The organism is Calothrix sp. CCY 0018, assembly GCF_963920925.1.
Lineage (GTDB): Bacteria > Cyanobacteriota > Cyanobacteriia > Cyanobacteriales > Nostocaceae > Rivularia.
On record NZ_CAWUDI010000050.1, the window covers coordinates 1 to 23948 of the forward strand.

The window sequence follows — 23948 nt, forward strand, 5'->3', positions numbered from 1 at the left end:
TAAAGGAGAAGGGAAGAGGTAAGAAGGTTGAAGGCTTCCGGCACCCCTCTCCTTATAAAGGAGAAGGGAAGAGGTAAGAAGGTTGAAGGCTTCCGGCACCCCTCTCCTTACTAAGGAGAGGGGAGGGGGTGAGGTTACGAGTGTGATGGAATTGAGTGTTAATTGGAATAAGTAAAATGGATGTACCCTTAAGTTATCAAGAATAAATAACAGTTTTGTTAAAATACTGATATTGCCGGAGGTGAAAACCCATGAGCCAAAGCATTGAAGATAGAGTACGTTGGACAACAGCCGATATTGAATTACTGCCCGATAACGGCGATCGCTACGAAATAATTGATGGGGAATTATTCGTAACTAAGGTACCACATTGGAGACACCAAAAAGTTATTGGCTCTGTCTTCTCAGTTTTAAATGACTACTCAGAACAAAACCAGTCAGGACAAGCGATTCCCACTCCCGGAGTTATTTTTACTGATGCTGATAACGTAATTCCCGATGTGGTTTGGGTAAGTGCATATCGTTTTTCCGCTTTGATTGACGACGCTGGACACCTAACCGGAGCGCCAGATTTAGCTGTTGAAGTACTTTCCTTTATGAGTTGAAAACCAACGTCGCGATCGAGAAGCGAAGTTAAAATTATACGGTTTAAGAGGAGTACAAGAATATTGGATTTTAGATTGGCGATACGCAAAGCGTGACACCGGAGGTGTATCGCAGCAAGTTGAAATTTACAGGCGTGACAAAGCTCAGCTTAAACTGGTTGCAACTTTATTCAGTTCTGATGAGTTAACTTCGCCATTGCTTCCAAATTTTACTTGTTCGGTTTCGCGTCTGTTTCGTTAGTTTTGAAGGTGAAAATAAGTTTACATTTTAATCAAAGCTAAATTATAAAGTTCCGATGAAGAATCAATATTGTTTATCTTTATATAAATCAATTAAATGAATCTTTCGGCGTGTCTGTAGTTAGATAAACAAAGGAATCAACTTCTCGTACTTTTTATTTTGCAATCTTTCTATTTGTTTCGGAAAATTGGAAAAAGAACATAAACAAGAATTGTTAGACGTAGAAAAAATTTTGCTGTTTATATGCGGTTTCACAATGAATATCCTCCGCAAACTACATTTCACGCATTTACTCCGAAAATTAAGTTTTTTTATACTGCTAATATCTACAGCAGTAGCGCTTTTAGTGTCGAACAACTTTAACGTAATATCGGCTCCAACTAATACCTCACAATCCTTTAAATGGAATAACGTAAATATTCAGGGGATGGGTTACGTTACGGGAATGGCGATCGCACCTGTAAAACCCACCGATGTGTACGTCCGCACGGATGTTGGTGGTGCTTATCGCTTCGATCGCAAGAACAACAAGTGGCTACCTTTAATGGATATGTTTAATAGCAACTTTTCGGGTGGGAGTATAGGTGTTGAAAGCATTGCTGTAGATCCGCAGAAGCCTCAAAATATATATGCTGCGGTAAATCATAAAAGTTCAATTATTACTGAAGGTGACACTAAAAAGTACAAATATTCTGGTGAAGTAATAGTTTCCCAAGACAGGGGAAATACCTGGAAACCAACAGGATTGGGTAAAAAAGATGTCTTTATGGGACCTAACCAGGAATACCGTTCCGATACAGGAGAAAGGTTAGCGGTAGATCCAAATAATAGCGAAATAATCTACTTTGGTTCTCGTCGGGATGGATTGTGGAAAAAGAACCCAGAGCAAGAATGGACGCTGGTTGGTGGAGGATTACCATCTGCTAAAAATTTACCGGAATACAATAAATCTAATGGCAAAGAGAACAAAGATTTACCTGGTTATACCTTTGTAGCTTTTGATGCAAGAACTGGAAAAACCAATCAATCAACTCAAACTATATATGTAGGAGTTCACGGAAAAGGTGTATGGCAGAGTAACGATGCAGGTAAATCGTGGCGGAATATTGCCGGAGGGAAAGATCCCTTACGCGGAACGGTTGCTTGTGACGGTACGCTTTATGTCAGTTTTGGAACCTATGCTAAAAGTAAAACTGGTGGAGTTCGTAAATATAAAAACGAAAAATGGGCTGATATCACTCCCGACGGTACAAAAAGAGTTTATTCAGCCGTAGCAGTACAGAATAATAATCCTAATCAAGTAATAGCAATTTCTGACAAATACCTTTACCGTTCCAAAGATGGTGGTAATACTTGGAAAAAGCACACGATGTACATGGGCGCTTACGATGCGAATTATCCCAAAGATAAAATAAATCCAACTGCTCCCAAATATTATCAATCTTATGCTGGAACTGGTGCATCGGTAGTAGTTTTTGATCCAGCAAATCCCAAACAAGTATGGTGGACAAACGGTTGGGGTGTAGCTCGTACCGACGATATAACAGCTAAAGAGCCGAATTTTAAATGGGTGATGAACAACTTAGAGGAACTTGACGCGAATTTAGTAAGAGTTCCACCCGTTCCCAAATCTCAGGGAGGAGCAGATTTAATCAGCGCAGTACAGGACATGATTGGTTTTCGTCATGTCAACCGTTACAAAGTACCCGACAAGAAAATTAATCCCACAAACATTGATGTTAATCCAGATTTTAAATGGGCTAACCCCGATTGGAAAAAATATCCTAAACCCTTTCCTCATGTAGCGGGAGCAACGGGAATGGATTATGCTTACAAAAAACCCAACTATGCTGCTTTTGTGGGTTTTCACCAATGGCAGGCGTTTTATCCAATACATGGGATAACAAAAGATAACGGTAAAACTTGGCAGGCTTTTGAGTCCGTACCCACCGAGAATATGTGGAAAAAGGAGAAATCGAAGCGAGAGAAAACTGTGGCAATGGGTGGGCAAATAGCGATGTCCCCAACCAATCCGCTTAATATGGTTTGGTCGCCGACTTGGGGACCTTATACTCACTATACTATGGACGGTGGGAAAACTTGGAAAATAGCGCGTAACCTAGACCACGAGCCGAAACCCGAACCTTTCGATCCTAATAACGACAAACACACCCACTACGATGCATTACCCAAATCCTGGGCTAACAGCATACATCCATATTTAAGTACGTATATTTTGGCAAGCGATCGCCAAGATCCACAAGGTAAAACTTTTTACTATTACGACGGTTGGAAGTTTTACTATAGTAACGATGGCGGCGCTAACTGGAGGAAGGGAGCAGCCGGTAAATTACCTACATGGAAAGTACGTCCAGCGATAGTTTCTAACCCCACAAAACAAAATGATGTGTGGATGAGTTTTGCTCGCAACCCCGAAGATGTTGAAGGAAATAAACTGTATCGCTCTACGGATGGGGGAAAAACCTTCAATGCAATTTCATCTGTAGACACCTGCGAATTTATGACTTTTGGTAAAGGTGATTCGGATAAAAACCCCTTCGTCTATATATTTGGGCGCGTAGCTGGTGCAAACAAAGATGCCATGTATATTTCCAAAAACATGGGTCAAACTTGGAAGCAAATTAGCAACCCACAAGTGCAGCAATTTCCTGGAATCACTTGGTTAGAAGGGGATATGCGACAATCCAATTTAGTTTATGCAGCTTTAACTGGGCGGGGAATTATGGTTGGGGAAACTGGTAATCCCGAAAGTAAATAATTTTCATAGGTTCGTAGTAAGGGCTTTAGCCCTAAATCCGAGGACTAAAGTCCTTACTACGAACCTATAACGTATACTAAAAAAAAATAAGAGCGAAAAGTTAAAACTCTTAACTCCTCACTCCAAACACCTAACTTTTTAAAAACGGGCGAGGAGGGATTTGAACCCCCGACACCGTGGTCCGTAGCCACGTGCTCTAGTCCACTGAGCTACACGCCCTTGCAACTTAATAATATTAACATATGTCAGTCATATGACACAAGATAATTTTCAAAATTCCCTGAATCCTTTATCTGAAAATGGTTTAACTCATTTAGATAATCGTGGGGAAGCCCAAATGGTGGATGTATCTGCCAAAGCATCCACTGTTAGACAAGCTGTAGCTGCTGGAAAAGTGCGGATGAAACAAGAAACCTTTGCTGCAATTCAATCGGGAAATGCTCCAAAAGGTGATGTGTTGGCAACAGCGAGACTGGCTGGAATTATGGCTGCCAAACAAACAGCGAATTTAATTCCTTTATGTCATCCTTTACCCTTACAAAAAATCAACGTGCAAATAACTCCTTTACCAGAGCTACCAGGTTATGAAATTCAAGCAACAGTCAAAACCAAAGCTGAAACCGGGGTGGAAATGGAAGCTTTAACGGCGGTTTCTGTTGCTGCATTGACTTTGTACGACATGGCGAAAGCCTTGGAAAAATCGATTCAAATTGAAGCAATACATTTGGTGAGCAAGAGTGGTGGTAAATCGGGGGATTATTTGGTTTAGGGAATGGGGCATTGGGCCGAAGGGCATTGGGCATTAGACATCTCCGGAAAACATTTATATAGTTTGCAAACCTAACCCCCCTTCCCTATGAGGGAAGTGGGGTTTTAAAGCCTCTCAGGGGTGGGGGAGAGGTTTGGAGAGGGGTCTTTTTTCTTTTTCGGAGATGTCTATTAGGAATAAGGAATTGAGTTCAAAATATCCTCTTCGTTTTCAATTCTCATCCTTAACGCTTACTCCATCGGAAGGAGAATAATTTTTGCTACCTGTTTTACAATAATTAGAATATGCTTAATAAATCTTAAAAAATGCAGGCAGCTACAATTCCTTCTACAACTCCGATTCCCGGTAAATATTGGCAATGGCGCGGACACGATCTTTATTTCGTTAAAGCGGGAGAAAAGCATTCTCAACGTCCGCCTTTATTATTAGTACATGGTTTCGGTGCTTCTACCGACCACTGGCGCAAAAATATCGCCGAGCTTCAGCACGATTTTGAAGTATATGCGATCGATCTGTTAGGATTTGGACGTTCGGAAAAACCTAAATTACAGTACGGTGGGGACTTATGGCGCGATCAACTACGCGATTTTATTACTGAAGTAATTGGTGAAAAAGCTGTATTAGCTGGTAATTCCCTCGGTGGTTATGCAAGTTTATCTGTAGCGGCGCAATGTCCTGATTCTGCTGCGGGTTTGGTATTGCTTAATAGTGCTGGTCCCTTTAGTAAGGATGAGCCGACAGTTGAGCCGGAAGCATTGCAATCGGAAATTGAGCCTCCGTTAAATGAAAAACTGCAAAAATTATTCGGCGATTTCGCAAAGTTAATTTTTAAACAACCCTTGGCTCAATTTATTTTATTTCAATACATTCGCCAACGTTGGGTAATTCGTCAAACTTTAGAAAAAGTCTATTTAGATAAAAGCGCAATCACAGAGCAATTAATAGAAGAAATCCGTCGTCCATCTGGTGATGAGGGTGCTTTTGATGTGTTTTGCTCTGTGTTTAGTACTCCCCAAGGAGAGAAAGTAGACGTACTTTTGCAGCAGTTAACTTGTCCGCTGTTATTATTGTGGGGAGAAGCCGATCCTTGGATGAACGCGAAAGAACGTTCCCAAAAGTATCGTCAATATTATCCGCAATTAACAGAATACTATTTAAGAGCCGGTCATTGTCCCCATGATGAAGTACCTTTGCAGTTGAATCCATTGTTGCGAGATTGGGTTTTGTCTATTTGAAGATGGGGGAGAGGGGGTAGAGGGGGAGATAAGGGGAAGAATAAATTATTTGAAATTACTAACTCCTAGACGTAGCACTGCTACGTCTCTACACTCTTAACTCCAAAATCCAAAATCCTGTTAGCGAAAATCCAAAATTATTTCATGGGTTATAAACAAAGTATTGTCCGTGGAGCGATATTTATTATTGCTGCGGAGTTGGTGTTAACTATGAATGGAGTAATTATTAAGTTAGCTTCGGATGGTTTACCAAATGAAATGATTGTTTTCTTTAGAAATGCGTTTGGTTTATTAAGCTTGATGCCGATTTTTGCTCGCGAAGGTATAGCAATTATACATACTCAAAAGCTACATTTGCATTTGGTGCGGGGATTATGCGGTGTAACGGCTATGTATTCTTTATTTTTCGTGCTGGGAAATATTCAATTAGCGAATGCAATGTTGCTCAAAGCGACTATTCCTATATTTATTCCTTTGGTTGCTTTTAGCTGGTTAAAAGAAAGAATTTCAGTTGTGGCTCGTTTGGCGATCGCCATTGGTTTTTGCGGTGTATTCTTAATTTTGGAGCCTGGTACGGATTTCAATTGGATAATGTTAATTGGTTTATTTAGCAGTGCTTTCGCTTCGGTTTCGATGGTAACTATACGTAAGCTATCGGCTACAGAACCGGCTGTCCGTACAGTTTTCTATTTTGCAATTATTGCAAGTTTGGTATCGGTTATACCTTTAACTTGGGCTTGGAAAACTCCTACTTCTTTCGAGTGGCTACTGTTGATGGCTTTAGGTATTTGCAGTACTGTGGTTCAATTGTTGACAACTCGCGGTTATGCATCCGCACCTGCTTCTCAAGTGGGAATTTTTTCTTATTCTTCAGTTATATTTGGTGCTTTAATTGGCTGGTTGTTTTGGAAAGAATTATGGGATGTAAACTCACTTATAGGCGCTGTGTTTATTATTGGTGCGGGTTTCTTAACTCTTCGCAGTCGCGATAAGACGGTATCTGTAAATGAGTAATTGGGGATTGGGCATTGGGCATTGAAAATCGAAGAAAAACAATACTAAATTAACTTAAATTTATAAATAATATTTATTGTTAATTGTTAATTGATAATTGTTTACTATTTCACAATATAAGATTTGATTTGATCTTCTAAGTCATTGCTAATAATTTCTTTACCGATACCGGGGTTATCTAAATTAACTCGAATGTAACTTTTGGCATCAAACTTTTTATCGTTACAGCGGTTCCCTCTGTTATGAAGTACAGTTCAATCTTCTTGGTTTTTGACTTACGGCTTCTGCCTTAAAGTAAGGTGTACCTCATTACACCGGGAAGTGCTGTATCTGTATCTTCAGTTATTTCGAGGAATATTGCACTCCTTGCAAATTATCAATCAATTTTGGATTTTAACATTTGTTTTGTTTTGAATATCCCTCTCCCTATGCACCCTCTCCCAAGTTTAGGAGAAGGCAGGGCTTACCTCATTTATCTGCAAAATGCTGTATGTATTTTCAACCAAAATCCAAAATCCAAAATCCGTCGATGCTTATTTTTGGGGACAGAAACCGACACCCCAACGCCACTTGTCTCAACGCGCTTGTTTTCCTTCGGGTATCTCCCAAGGGGAGACGCTGCGCTAACGGCAGTTCGCTCAACGGGGGGAACCCCCGCACGCGACTGCTCTCACCGCGCACGAGAGTGGCTCAACTTTCCGCAAAATCCAAAATTCAAAATCTTTTACTCCTCAACTTGCCCTTGACGATGGATATTTAGAATATCGCTCATTTTTTTGATTTGATTAAAGACTTGCTCTAATTGTTTTTTATCAGAAACTTCTATTCCCAAATCTATTAATGCCGGTTGATTGATGGCGGTTTTTACATTAGCATGAGAAACGTTGATTCCTTGGTCGCTTAACCGAGATAAAATATCTTTGAAAACTCCAACGCGATCTAAAGCTTCAATCTGTACGTTGACGCTGTAACTTTGAGGACGATGCTTGATTTCTTCGCTGTGATTCCAGCTAACAGGTACTAAACGCTCGCAACCCGTGTTTTTCAAGTTATAACATCCTTGACGATGAATCGAAATTCCCCTACCTCGGGTAACTATACCAATAATTGATTCTCCTGGAATGGGAGTACAGCAACCTGCAACATGATGCATTAATCCTTCTACGCCAATGATTGGCGAATCGCTTTTGCGAGAAGTAGTGTTTCCTTCTCGTAATGCTTTTGGTGTGGAGGTTGGTAAATTAGAAACAACTTCATCCAAATCTGTATCTATAGGTTGTTGCTCTTTAACTATTTCTCTCCATCGATTTAACACTAAGTTCAAGGTGATTTCACCGTAACCTAAAGCAGCAAGCAAGTCTTCAACGCTGTGATAGTTACATTTGTCTGCTACTGCTTGCATTGGTTGGGATTTAAGTAAGCTTTCAAAACCAGCTTTACCCAAATCTTTTTCTAATAGTTCTTTACCCCTAGCAATATTTTCTTCTCGGCGCGAACGCTTATACCATTGCTTGATGCGATTTTTGGCCGCTGAAGTAGCTGCAAAATTCAACCAGTCTAAACTAGGATGACAATTTTTTTGAGTAACAATTTCAACAATATCGCCATTGTCTAAATTGGTAGAAAGCGGTACCATTCTTCCATTAACTTTGGCTCCAGCGCAATGGTTGCCTACTTCGGTATGAATGCGATAGGCAAAATCCACCGTGGTAGAATTCGGACTCAAGGCAACTAAATCGCCTTTTGGCGTAAATACATAAATATCGTCTTCAAAAAGATTATCTTTGATGCTTTCTAAATATTCTTGAGCGTCTTTGAGGTCGCTTTGCCATTCTAATAACTGTCGCAACCAGGTAAATTTCTCATCTGCTGCGGTCATTTGATTGTTATTAGAACCACCTGTTTCCTTATACTTCCAATGGGCTGCTATGCCATACTCGGCAATCCGATGCATTTCTAAGGTGCGGATTTGCACTTCCATTGGACGGCCCCAGGGACCAATTACGCCAGTATGCAATGATTGATAGCGGTTGGGCTTAGGAAGTCCGATATAATCCTTGAATCTACCAGGAATCGGACGAAAAGAATCGTGAACCAATGCTAAAGCGCGATAGCATTCTTCGTTGGTATTTACAATAATCCGCAGCGCTGCTAAATCAAAAATTTCGTGAAATTCTTTATTTTGACGGTGCATCTTTTGATAAATACTATATAGATGCTTGGGACGACCTGATAATTCCTTGCAGGGAATTCCGACTTCTTTCAAACGAGAACGTACAGTTTCGGTTACTTTACTTAATCTCTGTTCCCTCGCTTCTCGTTTGTCGGCAACTAACTGCTGCATTTGACGGAAAGAATCGGTTTCAAGATACTTAAAGGCTAAATCTTCCAATTCCCATTTGACGTGCCAGATTCCCAGACGATTGGCTAAAGGAGCAAAGATTTCTCTAGTTTCTAAAGCTTTGCTGCGACGCTTATGTTCTGGCATCGCTTCCAAAGTCCGCATATTATGCAAGCGATCTGCCAATTTTACAACGATGACGCGAATATCCTGAGCCATAGCTAAAAACATTCGGCGAAAGTTCTCTGCTTGGCTTTCTGTTTTACTTTTAAAATTAATTTTGGAAAGCTTAGTTACCCCTTCAACTAAGCGTCTTACCTCTTCCCCAAACAGTTCTTCTATTTGTTCGATGGTAACTTCTGTATCCTCAACTACATCATGCAAAAATCCAGCTGCTATCATAACAGAGCTGCCTCCTAAATCCCTGAGTATTCCCGCAACAGCAACGGGATGACAAATGTATGGTTCCCCAGATTTTCGCATCTGTCCTTCATGGAGGTTATAAGCAAATTGAAATGCCCGACTTATTAAATCTTTATCCGCATAATCTGGGTCATTTTGTTGATTTTCTTTGTTTTGGGCGGATGTTGAATCCAAACAATCTTTTAACCATTCCGGAACAGGAATATTAATTTTAGAATCTACAACTGTAGTGTTCATGTATGAGCCGAGGGGTTTACTATCTAAGAGGGTTGGACGACGCAAACGACATTGCTGTTTTTGCGATGCCCCTTTCATTGTTAAAGATAAATTAGCTAATTTAAAAGGTTTGTTTTCAAGTAGCAATGTTTTTTTCATCGAATAAGTGTTCCGCATGATAATTGTTCAAAAAGGGTAACGGCAAATAAAGCCTCAATGCTTAACTTGAGGCGGCTGTGGAAAAATTAATTTTTAAAGATTAAATTATTGGATGAGATAAAATTCGTGACATTAATACTATCTCAATAATTATTACTATGTCTCTCAACAAGCAGAAATATCGTGCATTTAAAACTTTATTAGAGCAATTGCGTGCCGATATCTCTTCTAATTTAACCAACGCCTCCGAACTGCGCCAGGGTATGGCATCTTTGCAAAGCTTTTTCCGTGCCGATATCGTACCTTTAACTACTCAATATCCCACAGAGCAGTCCTATCAGACCGAAATCAGCAAGCAGTTACGGTTATTACAAATAGATATAATGTTTTTTCAAGGAGCGCGACAAGCTTCCACTATTAAAGGCAGAATAGATGCTCTAAGCGAACGTTTAACAACCCTGATTGGATACTGCGATGCCATTCTTAAGATGGATAAAGTAGCAGATGACAATGAAAAATTAAAATGAAAGCATCAAAAAATGAAAAACAACCAATAGCATTCTCTTACAGCTTATTTTCCATTTTAAAAAAGAAAACCGTTGTAAAAGTTTAGTATTGGCTTCTATATTTTTTCAGCACTTCTACTTGGAGAGTGGTGTTTAGCTTTCAAGTAGATATTAACATTTTTATTCTTCTTTTTGGTAAATAAGTCATACTCATATAGAAGTATTTTATATTATAGGCTTGAGAATTAGTTGTCAGTCGGTTATTTCTGCCGATAATGGTTAATAGGATTAGATCGAGGCGCTATTTTTTGTTTTTTTACGATCTGACGATCGCAACCCCTAATGAATTTACATGAGCAAGGTATTTTTCATTTTGTTCGGTCAACTGTAATCGATAATACCACTATTACATTTACATAAGTCGATCAATTGAAGTAACAAGCTTTCTAAAGCAAATCTGCTAAAGTATAAAAAATTTTAAGAAACAAAGGCAACCGAAAACGGGAACAGAGGAACAATAATAACACGAATATTGATTTGTTACGGAAGTGCAATATGCTCTTTTTGTTTCTAATAACTAATAGGACTAATTAATAACTATGAGTGATGTTTTATTATCGATTGAAAACCTCCGTGTAGGTTATGCAACGAGCAGCACGGAAGAGGAACAATGGGCAGTTGATGATGTATCTTTTACTCTGCAACCGGGTGAGAGGATGGGATTGGTAGGAGAATCTGGTTGCGGTAAATCCACTTTGGGACGTGCTGGAATGCGACTGTTACCTACTTCTACACGCATAGAAGGGCAGGTAATCTTTCAAGGACGAAATGTATTTGAGATGACAGCCGAACAACTGCGTAGATTTCGCGGGGAAGCGGTAGCATTAATCTTTCAAGATCCGATGACGCGCCTAGATCCGCTAATGACAATCGGCAATCATTGTTTAGAAACTCTCAAAGCCCATTCACCTCAACTTTCCAACTTACAGGCAAAAGAAAAAGCGATCGCCACTTTGCAAAAGGTAAACATTCCTCCCGAAAGATGGAGTCAGTATCCCCACGAATTTAGTGGTGGAATGCGTCAAAGAGTTGCGATCGCTTTAGCTTTATTATTAAATCCTAAATTAATTATTGCTGACGAACCCACAACCAGCCTAGATGTCACCGTTTCCGCCCAAATTTTGCAAGAATTAACCAGATTGTGCGCCGAAGAAAACATGGGATTGCTGTTAATATCCCACGACTTAGCAATGGTTGCCGAATATTGCGATCGCATTGGGGTAATGTTCCAAGGAAAGATGGTAGAAACTGGTTTATCTAAGGAAGTATTTCAAAATCCGCAGCACGAATACACCCGTTCATTGTTACAGGCAGCATTGCACATACAAACATTTTCCCCTTCGGAGAACGCAGATACAGTAGGGGAATTATCAACCAGTCTCAACAAAAACTCATCTAATGTCACGCCGTTGCTAGCAATCAAAGAATTAAAGCAGCATTATACTATCGAACCCAACTTTATAGAAAGAATATTCAAAGGACAAGGGCAAACCATCAAAGCAGTAGACGGGATCGACTTAGAACTATATCAAGGAGAAATTCTCGGATTAGTTGGCGAATCTGGTTGTGGAAAAAGCACCTTATCGCGGACAATTTTACAATTAATTCGCCCTACTGGCGGTAAAGTTGAATTTTTAGGTAAAGAATTAACCAGTTTGTCGCGCAAACAAGTACGCTCCGAAAGACGACAAATGCAGATGATATTTCAAGATCCCCACGCTTGTTTAAATCCGACAATGACAGTAGGGCAAAACATAGCCGATCCGTTAATCATTCATCATCTCGCCGACGCAGGAGCAGCAAAAGAAGAAGTATTGTGGATGCTCGATAAAGTCGGCTTAAATCCATCAGAAATGTACTATCAACGGTATCCCTCCGACTTATCCGGCGGGCAACAACAAAGAGTGGCGATCGCCCGTGCTTTGATAACCCGTCCAAAACTAGTAATTTGCGACGAGCCTGTAAGTATGTTAGATGCCAGCGTACAGTCGCAAGTTTTAGATTTAATGCTGGAATTAAAAGAAGAATTCGAGTTAACTTACTTATTCATCACCCATGACTTATGGTTAGCAAGATTTCTATGCGACAGAATCGCCGTCATGCATGGTGGTAAAATCGTCGAATTAGGTGCCACACAAGAAATTTTCGGTAATCCCCAGCATCCGTATACAAAAACTCTGCTCGCCGCCGCGCCTTTGTTAGCAAGAGCTTAGGGAAGGGATGGGGGGATGGGGAGATGGGGAGACAAGGGGAAGATAACTCCTAACAATTACCAATTACCAATTATCAATTACCCATGCCCCATGCCCCAATTCCCTTAATTAAGCATCGGATAATTATTCAAACTCGCTCCATATAATTCAACAAATCTTCTGTAAAGCGACATACTTTTACAGTTAGAAACTTTGCCTATCTTAAGCAAGCTATCTCGATTTTTTTCAGCGAGATTGCGTAAGTAAGGTAAATCTTCAAATAAAGTTAAACAAGAAGCAAAATGCAGCAGTAACTGTAAAAATGGCTTAAACCATTGTAAATCGCTGTAAATATCAATAAAGAAATAATGCTCGTTGTCATTCAAAGGAACGGCGTGAAAGATTACAGTTATTCTTCTTTGGTTGTAAACTGGAATACTTAATTCTACCGTGTAGGGATTGTGCAAAATTAAATCTACCTCTACAGTGGGTTGTCTCCAAATTCTTAGAGGATTAAAAGGAGAATCCAGCATAGTTTGGAATTTAATAACCCCACCATTTTCTGTCAGATGAAAATCACTGATATTGACAACTTTCAGATTATTTAAACTAAAATGGTGAATGCTTTCTAAATGCTTTAAATTTAATAAATGATAAATTTGGCAAATATAAGGAAAAGGTAATATATACTCTTGACTAATCATATACCTTTGCTTCAAATCGGACTTTAAGCCCAGATTATTACAGAGATTTCTTTGTAAAGCTAAGACATCACGTTGTTCTAGTGAATTTTCAGGCCTTAAAAACAGCCAGCTTGCAAAGAATAAAGAAGCTGTAAATAACTGTATAACTTCAATTACAGATATATAACCGTCAGCAAACGCAGCAACACTTCTGTCGCCAATACCAAACAGCCAAGATGGAATACCAAACAGCCAGATTCCGCTTCTGACTCTACCGATAAGAAAAGCAATCTCTTTAACTTTATTACTCTTTTTATTCTCAACCAATTTTGTAGTTGTAATATTATCTTGCATAGGATATTACTGTCGTGTTGGCATAGCGAAAACTACCCATTTACTTAAACAGAGCAAAAGGGTTTTATCTAAGGAATGCAAATTGATCGGATAAACTTATACTGCTAAAAAAATGTTAGTATGATGCACAAATAAAATTAGTTAAATAAGCGATTATTTGTGTCCCTGCAAAAACACAAATATGTAAATAGCATCTAGATAAACCGCATTAAATTAAATTTATTTTCCTTAATTAGCAAGTAAAAATATAGGGTATCAGGATACATATGTTTATTTTAGTAAAATTATATTGACTTTTACCGCATTCTAACCATTTATGTCCATAGTCTGACATATGTCGAAAAGTTTAAAAATTACATCAGTCTAAAGACAGTAATTCAGTTAGCAGTGGAATGGCAGGAGGGAGAGGGGGTAGAGGGGGTAGAGGGGGTAGAGGGGGTAGATAATTTGACAAGTAAGCTTAGAGCAGGAAGGGAGTAAGAGTATTAGAGCAAATAATCACTGATAATCGAATCCGCCTTGGAATAAATTCCCAGGCTCATAGCAAAAGTCCTCTAAAGAGGACTGTATAAAATTTCGGTAACTGCTAACTGCTAACTACTAACTGATTTCGATGTCTGCATCGCCATTTGAACTAAGCCGGGGAAGAATTTATAAGCGGCTGACATAACGGAACCCGCACCAACTACGACTTCATCTTTTTGATGTTTGACTGCATCCCAAACTGCATCTGCGACATCTTCTGGTTTGCTGGCTGCTGGGGATTCTAATAAACTACTCATGGAATTACGGCGTTTTTCGGCTTCTTGCTCGCTACTTCCGCGAAACTGCGCTCTTTCCATAAAATTACTGTCTGTAGCGCTGGGATGTACTGCACCTACATGAATATTTTTTGGTTTTAATTCCAAACGCAAAGTTTCCGTCAACCCGGTAATCGCGTACTTGCTGGTACAGTAAACAGTCATTTCCGGTAAAGGCAATTTACCACCGATAGAACCTACATTTACAATTGTTCCAGCACCACGAGCTATAAAATGCGGTAAAATTGCGTGAATTGTGTGAATATATCCCCAGAGATTTACATCAATTATACGATGCCAATCATCCACAGAAGTATTTTCAATTGGACCACTCATGCAAACTCCAGCATTATTGATTAAAACATCAATGCTGCCAAAATATTCTAAAGCCTTTGATATTAAGTTATTTACTTCTGCTTCCTGACTAACATCGCAAGGTACAGCCAGTACTTTTGTTCCAATTGCCCGAACTTCCGCCGCCGTTGCTTCCAAAGTTTCGGGCGATCGCGCAGTCAAAACCAAATCGTATCCTTTGCGGGCAAATAAAAGTGCCGTTGCTTTACCAATTCCTTGAGAACCACCTGTAATAATTGCACTAGGCATAACAAATACTATCAATATTTCTGTATTATTTCTTCATATTGTCGTTCATAAACTCGAAATGATTATCCGTCATGCGACTGAAAATGATTTACCCGCGATCGTGGCGATATACAACGCTTCAATTCCCAGCCGTATGGCAACAGCGGATTTAGAACCAGTATCTGTACAAAGTCGGATCAACTGGTTTAAAAATCGTTCTCCGGTAAAACATCCCCTTTGGGTTATAGAAATTGGGGATGTAATTGCAGGGTGGTTGAGTTTTCAACCTTTTTATGGAAGACCAGCTTATCATGCAACAGCCGAAGTAAGTATTTATATTGCTACAAACTATCAGCGTCGCGGTTTGGGAAATAGACTTTTAAAAGAAGCGATTCGTCAAAGTCCTAATTTGGGTTTAAATACATTAATTGGATTTATTTTTGAACATAATGAAGCGAGTTTAAAACTGTTTGAAAAATTCGGTTTTGAACGTTGGGGACATTTGCCGGGGATTGCGGAGCTTGATGGTGTAGAGCGCGGGTTGGTGATTTTAGGGTTGAGGGTTGGGTAGATTTTATTGAAGGTGAAATTAGGGCAGGCAGGGATGCCTACCCCACAAGAATTGGTAATACCTGGCGGTTGAAACCGCTTCTACACAAGCAAAACCCACCTCCGTGGGTTAATTGTAGGTTGGGTTAGACGCACGAGTAATTTATATAGATAACGAAAAATATAAATGCGTCGTAACCCAACATTTACATTTTGGTTTTTTAATAGATTATTTAAACATCAGTTTCAATAATAATATAATTTTCATCATCTCCTAAAGCTTCATAACTTTGCTTAAAAAGCTCAAAAGCATTTTCATCAATCCATAGCGAATCACTTGGTAAATTATTGTTCCTTATCGCTACACGCTTTCGCATAACAACTTCCGAGCAAGTTACAAAATATAATTTGACTTGTGCATTGGCAATTTTAGCTTTACAACGTGCTTCATCGCGAGATTTTCGACTCCAAAAACCAAAATCTAAAATAACATCTCGATCTAAGCGAAGAAGTTGCATGGTAAGATTCCAAATCAAATCGGAAATTCGCTCATAGTAATCTGGGAATTTTTCTTCATCTGGATTATTACCGTAGAGTTTTACCATCGATTCATCGTGAGTAAAACGTATAGCTGAAATTTCTGTTTCTAGTTTTCGAGCAAAAGTTGTTTTACCCGCTCCTGCGAAACCATAGATTAAGTGAAGATTTGTCATTGATCATAATACCTGGCGAATGTAATTCACGGCTACACAGGCGAAACCCACCTCCGTGGGTTCATTGTAGGTTGGGTTAGACGCACAAATCATTTATATGGATAACGAAAAATGTAAATGCGTCGTAACCCAACATCCGAATTTTGATTTTTATGAAACAATATCGAATACATTTTTATACGAATTTTTGTATTTGATTCTATATTTAATTCTTCTATTGTTGGCGTTGGGTTTCGTTCCTTAACCCAACCTACGAACTATTTTCATCGTAAACACTTCCATCCGGCATAATTGTTCTACAAAAAATAGAACGTTCAATCATTTCTGGAATGAACTCGGTTCCAGTCAAATCGGCATCAGTTAAGTTTGCACCAATCATACTGGTAGTTCGGATATAAGCGTTAGTCAACTTAGCACCAGTCAAATCGGCGCTATCAAGGTTGGCATGGCTAAGATCGGCACCAGTCAAATCAGCACCTCGCAAATTGGCACTTCGCAAACAAGTCTGACCAAAATCAGTTTCTTTTAAATTAGCTCCATTCAAATTAATTCCTTCCAAAAAGAGTTCATCAATAGAAGAATTACTCAAATTAACACCACTTAAATTAGCACCAGACAATTCATCAGTATACTCAAGCTTGATGTTAGAAAAATCTCTTTCTCCCGAAGCATAACGGTGCAATAACTCTTCAGCTTCTACACTTTTTCTAGTAGCCATAACGCTGACTCATAAAACACATTAAAGATTTCAAGATATCGATTATTAATGATGTTAAATTACCACGAAGTAACTTAAATAGCCCACGAAGGTGGGCTTTGCTTATGTAGCCCCAGACTTCTAGTCTGAGGGTGAATGAATATTCGCGTAATGTTGGCTTCGGCTTCCTTTCACCCGTCCGAATAAGTTCTAAAATAAATAAAACCCTTCCCAAACACTAATAAGATGAATTTAATTCTATGCCACACAACAGCAGATTTTGATACGCTGGGGGCTGCGGTGGGGTTGACGCGGTTGCTTGAAGGCAGCCTGATTGTTTTACCTGGTGGCTCTCATCCCACCGTCAAGGATTTCTTAGCGCTACACAAAGATGAATATCCGATTATCGAACGACGTGCGGTAATTACTGAAGATATTCGCTGTTTGGCTGTGGTTGATACTCAGCAGCGCAACCGTTTGGGCAAGGCTGCTGAATGGTTCGATTTACCTCATATAGAAAAGGTTATTGTTTACGACCATCATTTAGAACAAACCCTTGATATCCCAGCTACTGAGGCTCATATTTATCCTGTAGGTGCGGCTACGACTTTGGTTGTACAAGAATTACAGAAGCAGGGTATTTCTTTAACTGCTACGGAAGCTACTGTGATGGCTTTAGGTATCCATGTTGACACTGGTTCTTTAACCTTCGAGCATACGACACCGGATGATGCTTTGGCTTTGGCTTGGTTGATGCAGCAGGGTGCTAGTTTGTCGGTGGTGAGTGACTATATTGAACCGGGTTTATCTCCTCATTTGCAACAGTTGTTGAAAATTGCTTTGGAAGATATTGAAACTGAGAAGGTACGCGGTTATCAAGTTGCTTGGGTGATTCTTAAAACTGAAGAATTTGTTCATGGGTTATCGGCTTTAGCGTCAGAATTATTGCAATTGATGGAAATTGACGCTTTGTTATTGGCTCACGAATACCAGAAAAAAAATAGTAATGGCTTGTCGATAATAGCTCGTTCCCAAATTCCCCAAACTAATCTCAATGATATTTTGGCACCTTTTGGAGGTGGTGGTCATACGAAAGCTGCATCTGTAAGTTTAAAAGATGTGAATTCCCAAGAAATATTAAATCAAGTTGTTGAGGAATTGAAAAAATCGATTCCTTATCCACCAACAGCGCGAGATTTAATGTCTTCTCCGGTGCGTACTATTCCACCAGATACCACCATCGAGGAAGCGCATCGGATTTTGTTGCGTTACGGACATTCTGGTTTATCGGTGGTTGATGCTTCTGGGGATTTGGTAGGAATAATTTCTCGTCGCGATTTGGATATTGCTTTACATCACGGATTTGCTCATGCTCCGGTGAAAGGCTATATGTCAAAGAATCTCAAGACGATTGCACCGGATGCAGAATTACCGGAAATTAAATCGTTGATGGTAACTTATGATATCGGACGTTTACCAGTTTTGGAAAATGGCAAGTTGCAAGGAATTGTAACTCGTACCGATGTTTTACGGGAATTGCATCAAGAAAAGGAAGATGAAGAAAAGCACAGAGAAAGAGAGAATTTAGCAACTCCGACATTAGATGAATTGCGATCGCGATTAGAACCAGTTTTATGGGAATTTCTGACAAAAGTATCCTCGGAAGCAGAGCAGCGAGGTTGGCATTTATATATAGTTGGCGGCGCTGTACGAGATTTATTGTTAGCCAATCCCTCGGAGCCGTTGCTGCTTCCAGATATTGATATGGTGGTTGATGGTTTTCATAATGCTGCTGATGTTGGTGCTGGTGTGGAGTTGGCTTCGGCGATTCAGCAAATTTACCCCGGTGCGCGTTTGGATGTCCACGGCGATTTTCAAACTGCTGCTTTGTTATGGCACAATGACGATAAGTTAGATTCTTTATGTATAGATATCGCTACAGCAAGAACGGAATTTTATCCTTACCCAGCCGCGAATCCGGTAGTTGAAGCAAGTTCGATTCGTCAGGATTTATATCGCCGGGATTTTACGATTAATGCTTTGGCTTTGCGGCTGACTCCTCCAAATCCGGGGAAATTATTAGATTTTTTTGGCGGGTTATTAGATTTACAAGCTAAGCAAATTCGAGTTTTACACGCTAACAGCTTTATTGAAGATCCAACAAGAATTTACCGCGCCGTGCGGTTTGCGGTGCGTTTGGGTTTCCATTTAGAAAAGCAAACCGAAGAATATATTCGCTACGCAATTGATAGCGGCGTTTACGAGCGTACAACAAAAGAAAATTCCAAAACACCGGCTTTACAAACTCGTTTGAAGTCGGAATTAAAATATATTCTGCAAACTTCCTATTGGAAACCAGCTTTACAAATGTTGAGTGAGTTAAATGCTTCTGTGTGCATTCATTCAACTTTGAAAATAGATGAAGATTTACTCAGACAGCTACATTTAATGGAGCGTTGTTTGCAAAAATTTGATTCTGGCGAGCAAAGATTTACCCATTGGCAGATGCGATTGGAAGTGATAATTGCTCATTTACAACCGGAATATCGGGGGAAGGTAGCGAAAAATCTACAGTTTCCAGATGAGAGTATTAAAAGGTTGGAGAATTTAGCCGCAGCGAAAAAGAACGTTTTAGAAAATTTAGATCGATGTCAAAAGCCTTCGGAAGTGGTTAAGCTGTTGCGAAAATACGACTTACCAATGTTGATTTTTATCGCATTGCAAAGTCCGAGAATTATTAGAAAACAAATTTGGTATTATTTGGCGGTGTTATCAAATGTAGAAGCACCTTTGAATGGTAATGATTTGAAGAAATTGGGATATAAACCGGGGCCACAATTTAAGCAAATTTTGGATGATTTATTGGCGGCTATTTTGGATGGGGAGGTTGAGGATAAAGGTAGTGGGGAGGAGTTTTTGAGGAAGAATTATCCGATTTAAACGCAGAGGAGCGCAAAGGTAAACGCGAAGGTACGCGGAGTTTCTATTACTAATGACATAGTAAAAAATAATTCCTCATTCTTAAGACATATTTACTCATTAATCTAATTATATATCTACAAAATTCCCATCCCCTGGGAGAGGATTTTGTATTTACCCAGATTGCGATACTATCTGAACGCAAGGAAGTTATCGTAGTTTTAATTTTGACTACTTTTAAGGTTTTGAATAAATAACTTTAACTTCTAAAGCGTTCCAAGAGAGATATTAAGAGAGGACAATAAAATGGGATACGAATTACCATCTCTTCCCTATGACTACACGGCTTTAGAACCTGCTATTTCTAAAAGTACTTTAGAATTTCATCACGATAAGCATCATGCGGCTTATGTAAGTAAGTACAATGATGCAGTCAAGGGAACGGAATTAGATAAAAAATCAATTGAAGAAGTAATCAAAGAAATTGCCGGAAATTCCGAAAAGCAGGGACTTTTTAACAACGCTGCTCAAGCTTGGAATCATACTTTTTATTGGCAATGTATGAAGCCTAATGGTGGTGGTACTCCTGGAGGAGATTTAGCTAAAAAGATTGATGCTGATTTGGGCGGTTTCGATAAATTTGTGGAAGCTTTCAAGTCTGCTGGAGCAACTCAGTTTGGTAGTGGTTGGGCTTGGTTGGTGCTGGATAACGGTACTTTAAAAGTTACAAAAACACTTAATGCTGATAATCCTTTAACTAGCGGACAAACTCCTTTATTAACAATGGATGTCTGGGAACACGCTTATTATTTAGATTATCAAAACAAACGTCCCGCTTACATCGATGATTTTTTGGGTAAGTTAGTTAATTGGGATTTTGTTGCTCAAAATATGGCAGCAGCATAGTTTTTGATTAAGTTTTGATTAACTTGGGTGGGTGAAAGCTCACCCAATTTTAAGTCTTTTTATATGAGTTTAGAATCCCGATTAATTGATAACGGGGAATAGTCAATTCTAATCCACTAGAAATGTTCTTCATCGGTAAAAGCATAATAATTTTGTCATGTCTAGCGGGTCACAATAAAGACACTCGACTCGACTAAAATCGTGCTTTTTAGCGATAGAATACAGAATCTCTTGGGTTTCAGGAAAATCATTCGACGAAATATGGTTTTCAACCATAGAATATTCTTGAGGAGTAACTAAAGACCAGCTTTTTTGTACTTCTTCTAAATAACGTCTGATATAAGTTTCTCGATTTTCTTCTGGTTTGCGAACAACATCGATGAGAATAAAAACACCGTTAGTAGTCAAGAGATTTAATAGCTGACCAATAATATAGTCCTTTTGTTCAACTAACAGATGATGGAGAGCAAAAGATATTAGGATTACATCAAAGCTATCCTTTTGATTTTCAACTAATTGGGGAATTAATTCCGAAAAATCTCCTTCTGTAAAGGTTTTAGAACAATTAATCGGTGCCATATTAGAGTTAGCAATCTTTAGGGCTGCTTCAGAAAGGTCTATACCTTTGTAAGACTCTACAAAAGTATTTAATAAAGCTTGTGCTGTAAAGCTTGCATCCCCACAGCCCAATTCAAGCATTTTAAAAGGCTTTTGATAACTCACCAGTAATTCGTGGAGGACATCGTAAATTTCGCGGTGTCCCATGTAATTACTGTTTAATATTTTTTGATAAGTTGTCCACTGATTGTTAAACAACTCGTTAGAACGAGGAGATATCTTTTGCGAATCTTCTGTACAAGCCATGTTTAATTTAAAAACAAAAGTAATAGCAGAACAAAATTAATGATAGAACCTCATTACCCAAAAATTATCATGTCCTTTACTTATCGCGAATGCAAAGTTCAAATTGAACGCGATACATTTAATCAACAAGATATTTATGCTGCTTGGGTAAATCACGATGCAGGTTGCGCGATCGCCGTACCTTATGCTGCTACTCCTAATGAAGCTATCAAAAAATCAAAGCAGTGGATAGACAAAAGATTTAATTTAAAAAGTTAATTATTTTAAAACCTAATATACGAAGAAAAGATAATATGCTGAACTGATGGCTCTACTCTATCGATTAAATAAGGATGCAAATATTGTTGCGAGTTTGCCGAAGCTTGATAATCTTCTGCTTGATATTCTAATTCAGACTCTGTATTAATTTTAGGTTGATTAAAGGTTGATAACTTTGACCATACAACAGAAAAAGGGTTTGGGATGTTCTTCGCCATGCTCTTTACCTACAACAAAATTTATTCTTTATTGTAAGTAAATTTATTACTTCCGGAGATTGTTTTTTATATCGAAATGTGAATATAAGTAAAGCTGTTCTTTGCTTGTTTTGAACAGAGCGAGTCCACAATTGCTCATGTGGATTCAGTTGTAACCGAGACGTAGCTGCGGCTATGGTTATGCTCAATTGGGCAACGGGATTAGGAACTAGTCTCGATAAACACGGATTCGGCGGCTCTACTTCTACTCATTGCGGTGGGTTGGCGGCAACTGTCGAAAGTGAAGTGTCAGAAACCTCGTCCATCTTAGAGAGATGGGCAGGGTAGTTCATAGAGATTATCCTCGAAATTCTGAGCAAATATCGCCATATGCATAAAAGATTGGAAACCGTCAAGTACAATAAAACCAATTGTTAAGCTATTAAAAATACCGATATATAAGCATTACAGCTATTATTAAAAATATTTATCCTATATATATCGTAAATAAACTTTACAAAGGTTTAAATAAAATGGTAGGCTAATTTACAGAAAAGCTAAATCGGTAAAGGAAAGATTTTTGACTTAACGCAGTTATTTTGTTGAGTATCAAAGGTTAATTTAAGCCTTTGCCGTTAAGCCGAAGATGTATTTGCAAGATATACCTGAAACTGGCTGAATCAACTACGCAGAAAAACTCAACAGTCGCAACTCGAATAAGTAGCGATTGTAGCTTCGGGCATACTATTTGTTCGGGATAGATTTAGTATGTCAAGGTGTATCTGCTTTAAGAATCTTTGGTAGCTAACTAAGAAAAAAGACTTATTGGAGATTGAAATTTAAATCATGGCTTTAACTTTAGATTCTGCTCAAAATATTTTCAAGGGAACTCAACTTCCCAGCCAAATTCCGGCTACCATCGCGCTATTCGATCAACTGAGTGTAGATGACAAACTAGCCTATTTATGGTATGCATATACCGAAATGGGTAAAACAATTACCCCCGCAGCACCTGGAGCAGCAAGATTACAGTTAGCAGAAAGTTTGCTTACCCAAATCAAGCAGATGTCTCCTGAAGAACAGACAAAGGTAATGCGAGATTTGGCTAACCGCGCTGAAACACCCATTAGCCGCTCCTATGGCTTCTTCAGCGTTAACACCAAGCTAGCTTTCTGGTTTGAATTAGGAGAATTGATGAAGCAGGGAGTAGTTGCTCCTATCCCAGCTAACTATCAAATGTCCGAAGGCGTGAAAGTAGTATTAGAAACTACCCAAAACCTCGATCCAGGTCAGCAAATTACAGTGTTGCGTAATACTGTAGTAGATATGGGATTTGATACTTCTGAAATGAAGCCAAGTAGTTCCAAGCCTACCGCAGAACCAATGTTCGAGCGTAGCAATGGTGCTCCAGAAGATGTACAGATTGAAGGTGTTACCGAGCCTGCGGTAACTAAATATATCAACGCTATGAACTCGGATAACTTTGATGCTGCTGTAGCTTTATTTTCCGATGATGGTGCATTACAACCACCATTCCACAAACCAATCGTTGGCAAACAGGCGATCGCCAAGTATATGCGCGAAGAAGCCCAAGGTTTAAACATGATGCCTAAAAAAGGTATCTCTGAATCTCGCGATGATGGTTCCAAACAGTTGAAAATCACTGGTGTAGTAGAAACACCTTGGTTTGGAGCCAATGTAGGAATGAATATTGCATGGAGATTCTTGGTAAATCCCGAAGGCAAAATTTTCTTCGTGGCAATTGATATGCTCGCATCTCCTAAAGAGTTATTAAATTTAGGTAGCAAATAAACTCGCAAATAAACTTAGAAAAGTTTGAATTTTCAAATTAGTTTCGATCAAAATTCTCCTTTTTATTAGGGGGA

At 39.1% G+C, this 23948-nt stretch carries 19 protein-coding genes, 1 tRNA gene and 1 pseudogene; 13 read left to right on the plus strand and 8 right to left on the minus strand.

What is annotated here, in order from left to right:
- The first annotated feature begins 251 nt into the window (after window positions 1–251).
- Window positions 252–846 (plus strand): annotated as a pseudogene (locus tag ACM03V_RS28050) (Uma2 family endonuclease).
- A gap of 187 nt (window positions 847–1033) precedes the next feature.
- Complete coding sequence (locus ACM03V_RS28055; protein WP_414624094.1) at window positions 1034–3625, plus strand: exo-alpha-sialidase; 2592 nt, start codon at window positions 1034–1036, stop codon at window positions 3623–3625.
- A 145-nt stretch (window positions 3626–3770) separates the two neighbouring features.
- Here the strand turns inward: ACM03V_RS28055 and ACM03V_RS28060 are convergent.
- Window positions 3771–3844 (minus strand) — tRNA-Arg (locus ACM03V_RS28060).
- A 34-nt stretch (window positions 3845–3878) separates the two neighbouring features.
- Here ACM03V_RS28060 and moaC point away from each other — a divergent pair.
- From moaC to ACM03V_RS28075, 3 genes are all read left to right on the plus strand, one after another.
- Complete coding sequence (moaC, locus tag ACM03V_RS28065) at window positions 3879–4394, plus strand: cyclic pyranopterin monophosphate synthase MoaC (protein ID WP_414624095.1); 516 nt, start codon at window positions 3879–3881, stop codon at window positions 4392–4394.
- 305 nt (window positions 4395–4699) lie between these two features.
- Window positions 4700–5629 carry an alpha/beta fold hydrolase gene (locus tag ACM03V_RS28070; protein WP_414624096.1) on the plus strand — a complete coding sequence of 310 codons (930 nt, stop codon included), beginning with the start codon at window positions 4700–4702 and terminating at the stop codon, window positions 5627–5629.
- A gap of 144 nt (window positions 5630–5773) precedes the next feature.
- On the plus strand, window positions 5774–6643 hold the full coding sequence (locus tag ACM03V_RS28075) for a DMT family transporter (RefSeq protein WP_414624097.1): 870 nt from the start codon (window positions 5774–5776) through the stop codon (window positions 6641–6643).
- Window positions 6644–7367: 724 nt separating this feature from the next.
- On the opposite strand, the gene ACM03V_RS28080 is transcribed toward ACM03V_RS28075, so the two are convergent.
- Window positions 7368–9644, minus strand: a complete 2277-nt coding sequence (locus ACM03V_RS28080; RefSeq protein ID WP_414624136.1) for a RelA/SpoT family protein — start codon at window positions 9642–9644, stop codon at window positions 7368–7370.
- Between the two features lie 296 nt (window positions 9645–9940).
- On the opposite strand from ACM03V_RS28080, the gene patD reads away from it, so the two are divergent.
- Together patD and ACM03V_RS28090 are read left to right on the plus strand one after the other, a co-directional pair.
- Complete coding sequence (gene patD / locus ACM03V_RS28085) at window positions 9941–10309, plus strand: heterocyst frequency control protein PatD (protein WP_414624098.1); 369 nt, start codon at window positions 9941–9943, stop codon at window positions 10307–10309.
- A 578-nt stretch (window positions 10310–10887) separates the two neighbouring features.
- Complete coding sequence (locus ACM03V_RS28090; RefSeq protein WP_414624099.1) at window positions 10888–12561, plus strand: dipeptide ABC transporter ATP-binding protein; 1674 nt, start codon at window positions 10888–10890, stop codon at window positions 12559–12561.
- A 104-nt stretch (window positions 12562–12665) separates the two neighbouring features.
- Here ACM03V_RS28090 and ACM03V_RS28095 read toward each other — a convergent pair whose 3' ends face one another.
- The gene (locus tag ACM03V_RS28095; protein WP_414624100.1) at window positions 12666–13577 is read right to left on the minus strand and encodes a hypothetical protein; all 912 of its coding nucleotides are present in this window, start codon (window positions 13575–13577) and stop codon (window positions 12666–12668) included.
- Window positions 13578–14170: 593 nt separating this feature from the next.
- Window positions 14171–14980: an SDR family NAD(P)-dependent oxidoreductase gene (locus tag ACM03V_RS28100; RefSeq protein ID WP_414624101.1), complete on the minus strand. Its 810-nt coding sequence runs from the start codon at window positions 14978–14980 to the stop codon at window positions 14171–14173.
- A gap of 58 nt (window positions 14981–15038) precedes the next feature.
- Between ACM03V_RS28100 and ACM03V_RS28105 the strand changes: the two genes are divergently transcribed.
- Window positions 15039–15530: an N-acetyltransferase family protein gene (locus ACM03V_RS28105; RefSeq protein ID WP_414624102.1), complete on the plus strand. Its 492-nt coding sequence runs from the start codon at window positions 15039–15041 to the stop codon at window positions 15528–15530.
- 211 nt (window positions 15531–15741) lie between these two features.
- On the opposite strand, the gene ACM03V_RS28110 is transcribed toward ACM03V_RS28105, so the two are convergent.
- Window positions 15742–16221 carry an AAA family ATPase gene (locus tag ACM03V_RS28110; protein ID WP_414624103.1) on the minus strand — a complete coding sequence of 160 codons (480 nt, stop codon included), beginning with the start codon at window positions 16219–16221 and terminating at the stop codon, window positions 15742–15744.
- Between the two features lie 250 nt (window positions 16222–16471).
- Entirely contained in the window at window positions 16472–16939 is a 468-nt protein-coding gene (locus tag ACM03V_RS28115; protein ID WP_414624104.1) for a pentapeptide repeat-containing protein, read from the minus strand.
- Between the two features lie 225 nt (window positions 16940–17164).
- On the opposite strand from ACM03V_RS28115, the gene ACM03V_RS28120 reads away from it, so the two are divergent.
- Window positions 17165–19858 carry a CBS domain-containing protein gene (locus ACM03V_RS28120; RefSeq protein WP_414624105.1) on the plus strand — a complete coding sequence of 898 codons (2694 nt, stop codon included), beginning with the start codon at window positions 17165–17167 and terminating at the stop codon, window positions 19856–19858.
- A 285-nt stretch (window positions 19859–20143) separates the two neighbouring features.
- Window positions 20144–20743 (plus strand): superoxide dismutase, encoded by a 600-nt coding sequence (locus ACM03V_RS28125; protein ID WP_414624106.1) that lies wholly within the window; start codon window positions 20144–20146, stop codon window positions 20741–20743.
- Between the two features lie 129 nt (window positions 20744–20872).
- Here ACM03V_RS28125 and ACM03V_RS28130 read toward each other — a convergent pair whose 3' ends face one another.
- A complete protein-coding gene (locus ACM03V_RS28130; protein ID WP_414624107.1) occupies window positions 20873–21607 on the minus strand; it encodes a class I SAM-dependent methyltransferase in 735 nt (244 codons plus the stop codon).
- Between the two features lie 69 nt (window positions 21608–21676).
- Between ACM03V_RS28130 and ACM03V_RS28135 the strand changes: the two genes are divergently transcribed.
- On the plus strand, window positions 21677–21865 hold the full coding sequence (locus ACM03V_RS28135; protein WP_414624108.1) for a hypothetical protein: 189 nt from the start codon (window positions 21677–21679) through the stop codon (window positions 21863–21865).
- Between the two features lie 5 nt (window positions 21866–21870).
- Here ACM03V_RS28135 and ACM03V_RS28140 read toward each other — a convergent pair whose 3' ends face one another.
- Complete coding sequence (locus tag ACM03V_RS28140; protein WP_414624109.1) at window positions 21871–22083, minus strand: hypothetical protein; 213 nt, start codon at window positions 22081–22083, stop codon at window positions 21871–21873.
- 180 nt (window positions 22084–22263) lie between these two features.
- Between ACM03V_RS28140 and ACM03V_RS28145 the strand changes: the two genes are divergently transcribed.
- A complete protein-coding gene (locus tag ACM03V_RS28145; RefSeq protein ID WP_414624110.1) occupies window positions 22264–22410 on the plus strand; it encodes a hypothetical protein in 147 nt (48 codons plus the stop codon).
- A gap of 498 nt (window positions 22411–22908) precedes the next feature.
- Entirely contained in the window at window positions 22909–23874 is a 966-nt protein-coding gene (locus ACM03V_RS28150) for an orange carotenoid protein N-terminal domain-containing protein (RefSeq protein ID WP_414624111.1), read from the plus strand.
- Window positions 23875–23948 lie beyond the last annotated feature (74 nt).

Bases quoted from the DNA above. Each gene is read 5' to 3' on its own strand.
- moaC (WP_414624095.1), top strand. From the start codon at position 3,879: ATGACACAAGATAATTTTCAAAATTCCCTGAATCCTTTATCTGAAAAT.
- ACM03V_RS28070 (WP_414624096.1), top strand. From the start codon at position 4,700: ATGCAGGCAGCTACAATTCCTTCTACAACTCCGATTCCCGGTAAATAT.
- ACM03V_RS28075 (WP_414624097.1), top strand. From the start codon at position 5,774: ATGGGTTATAAACAAAGTATTGTCCGTGGAGCGATATTTATTATTGCT.
- ACM03V_RS28080 (WP_414624136.1), bottom strand. From the start codon at position 9,644: ATGAACACTACAGTTGTAGATTCTAAAATTAATATTCCTGTTCCGGAA.
- patD (WP_414624098.1), top strand. From the start codon at position 9,941: ATGTCTCTCAACAAGCAGAAATATCGTGCATTTAAAACTTTATTAGAG.
- ACM03V_RS28090 (WP_414624099.1), top strand. From the start codon at position 10,888: ATGAGTGATGTTTTATTATCGATTGAAAACCTCCGTGTAGGTTATGCA.
- ACM03V_RS28095 (WP_414624100.1), bottom strand. From the start codon at position 13,577: ATGCAAGATAATATTACAACTACAAAATTGGTTGAGAATAAAAAGAGT.
- ACM03V_RS28100 (WP_414624101.1), bottom strand. From the start codon at position 14,980: ATGCCTAGTGCAATTATTACAGGTGGTTCTCAAGGAATTGGTAAAGCA.
- ACM03V_RS28105 (WP_414624102.1), top strand. From the start codon at position 15,039: ATGATTATCCGTCATGCGACTGAAAATGATTTACCCGCGATCGTGGCG.
- ACM03V_RS28110 (WP_414624103.1), bottom strand. From the start codon at position 16,221: ATGACAAATCTTCACTTAATCTATGGTTTCGCAGGAGCGGGTAAAACA.
- ACM03V_RS28115 (WP_414624104.1), bottom strand. From the start codon at position 16,939: ATGGCTACTAGAAAAAGTGTAGAAGCTGAAGAGTTATTGCACCGTTAT.
- ACM03V_RS28120 (WP_414624105.1), top strand. From the start codon at position 17,165: ATGAATTTAATTCTATGCCACACAACAGCAGATTTTGATACGCTGGGG.
- ACM03V_RS28125 (WP_414624106.1), top strand. From the start codon at position 20,144: ATGGGATACGAATTACCATCTCTTCCCTATGACTACACGGCTTTAGAA.
- ACM03V_RS28130 (WP_414624107.1), bottom strand. From the start codon at position 21,607: ATGGCTTGTACAGAAGATTCGCAAAAGATATCTCCTCGTTCTAACGAG.
- ACM03V_RS28135 (WP_414624108.1), top strand. From the start codon at position 21,677: ATGTCCTTTACTTATCGCGAATGCAAAGTTCAAATTGAACGCGATACA.
- ACM03V_RS28140 (WP_414624109.1), bottom strand. From the start codon at position 22,083: ATGGCGAAGAACATCCCAAACCCTTTTTCTGTTGTATGGTCAAAGTTA.
- ACM03V_RS28145 (WP_414624110.1), top strand. From the start codon at position 22,264: ATGCTCAATTGGGCAACGGGATTAGGAACTAGTCTCGATAAACACGGA.
- ACM03V_RS28150 (WP_414624111.1), top strand. From the start codon at position 22,909: ATGGCTTTAACTTTAGATTCTGCTCAAAATATTTTCAAGGGAACTCAA.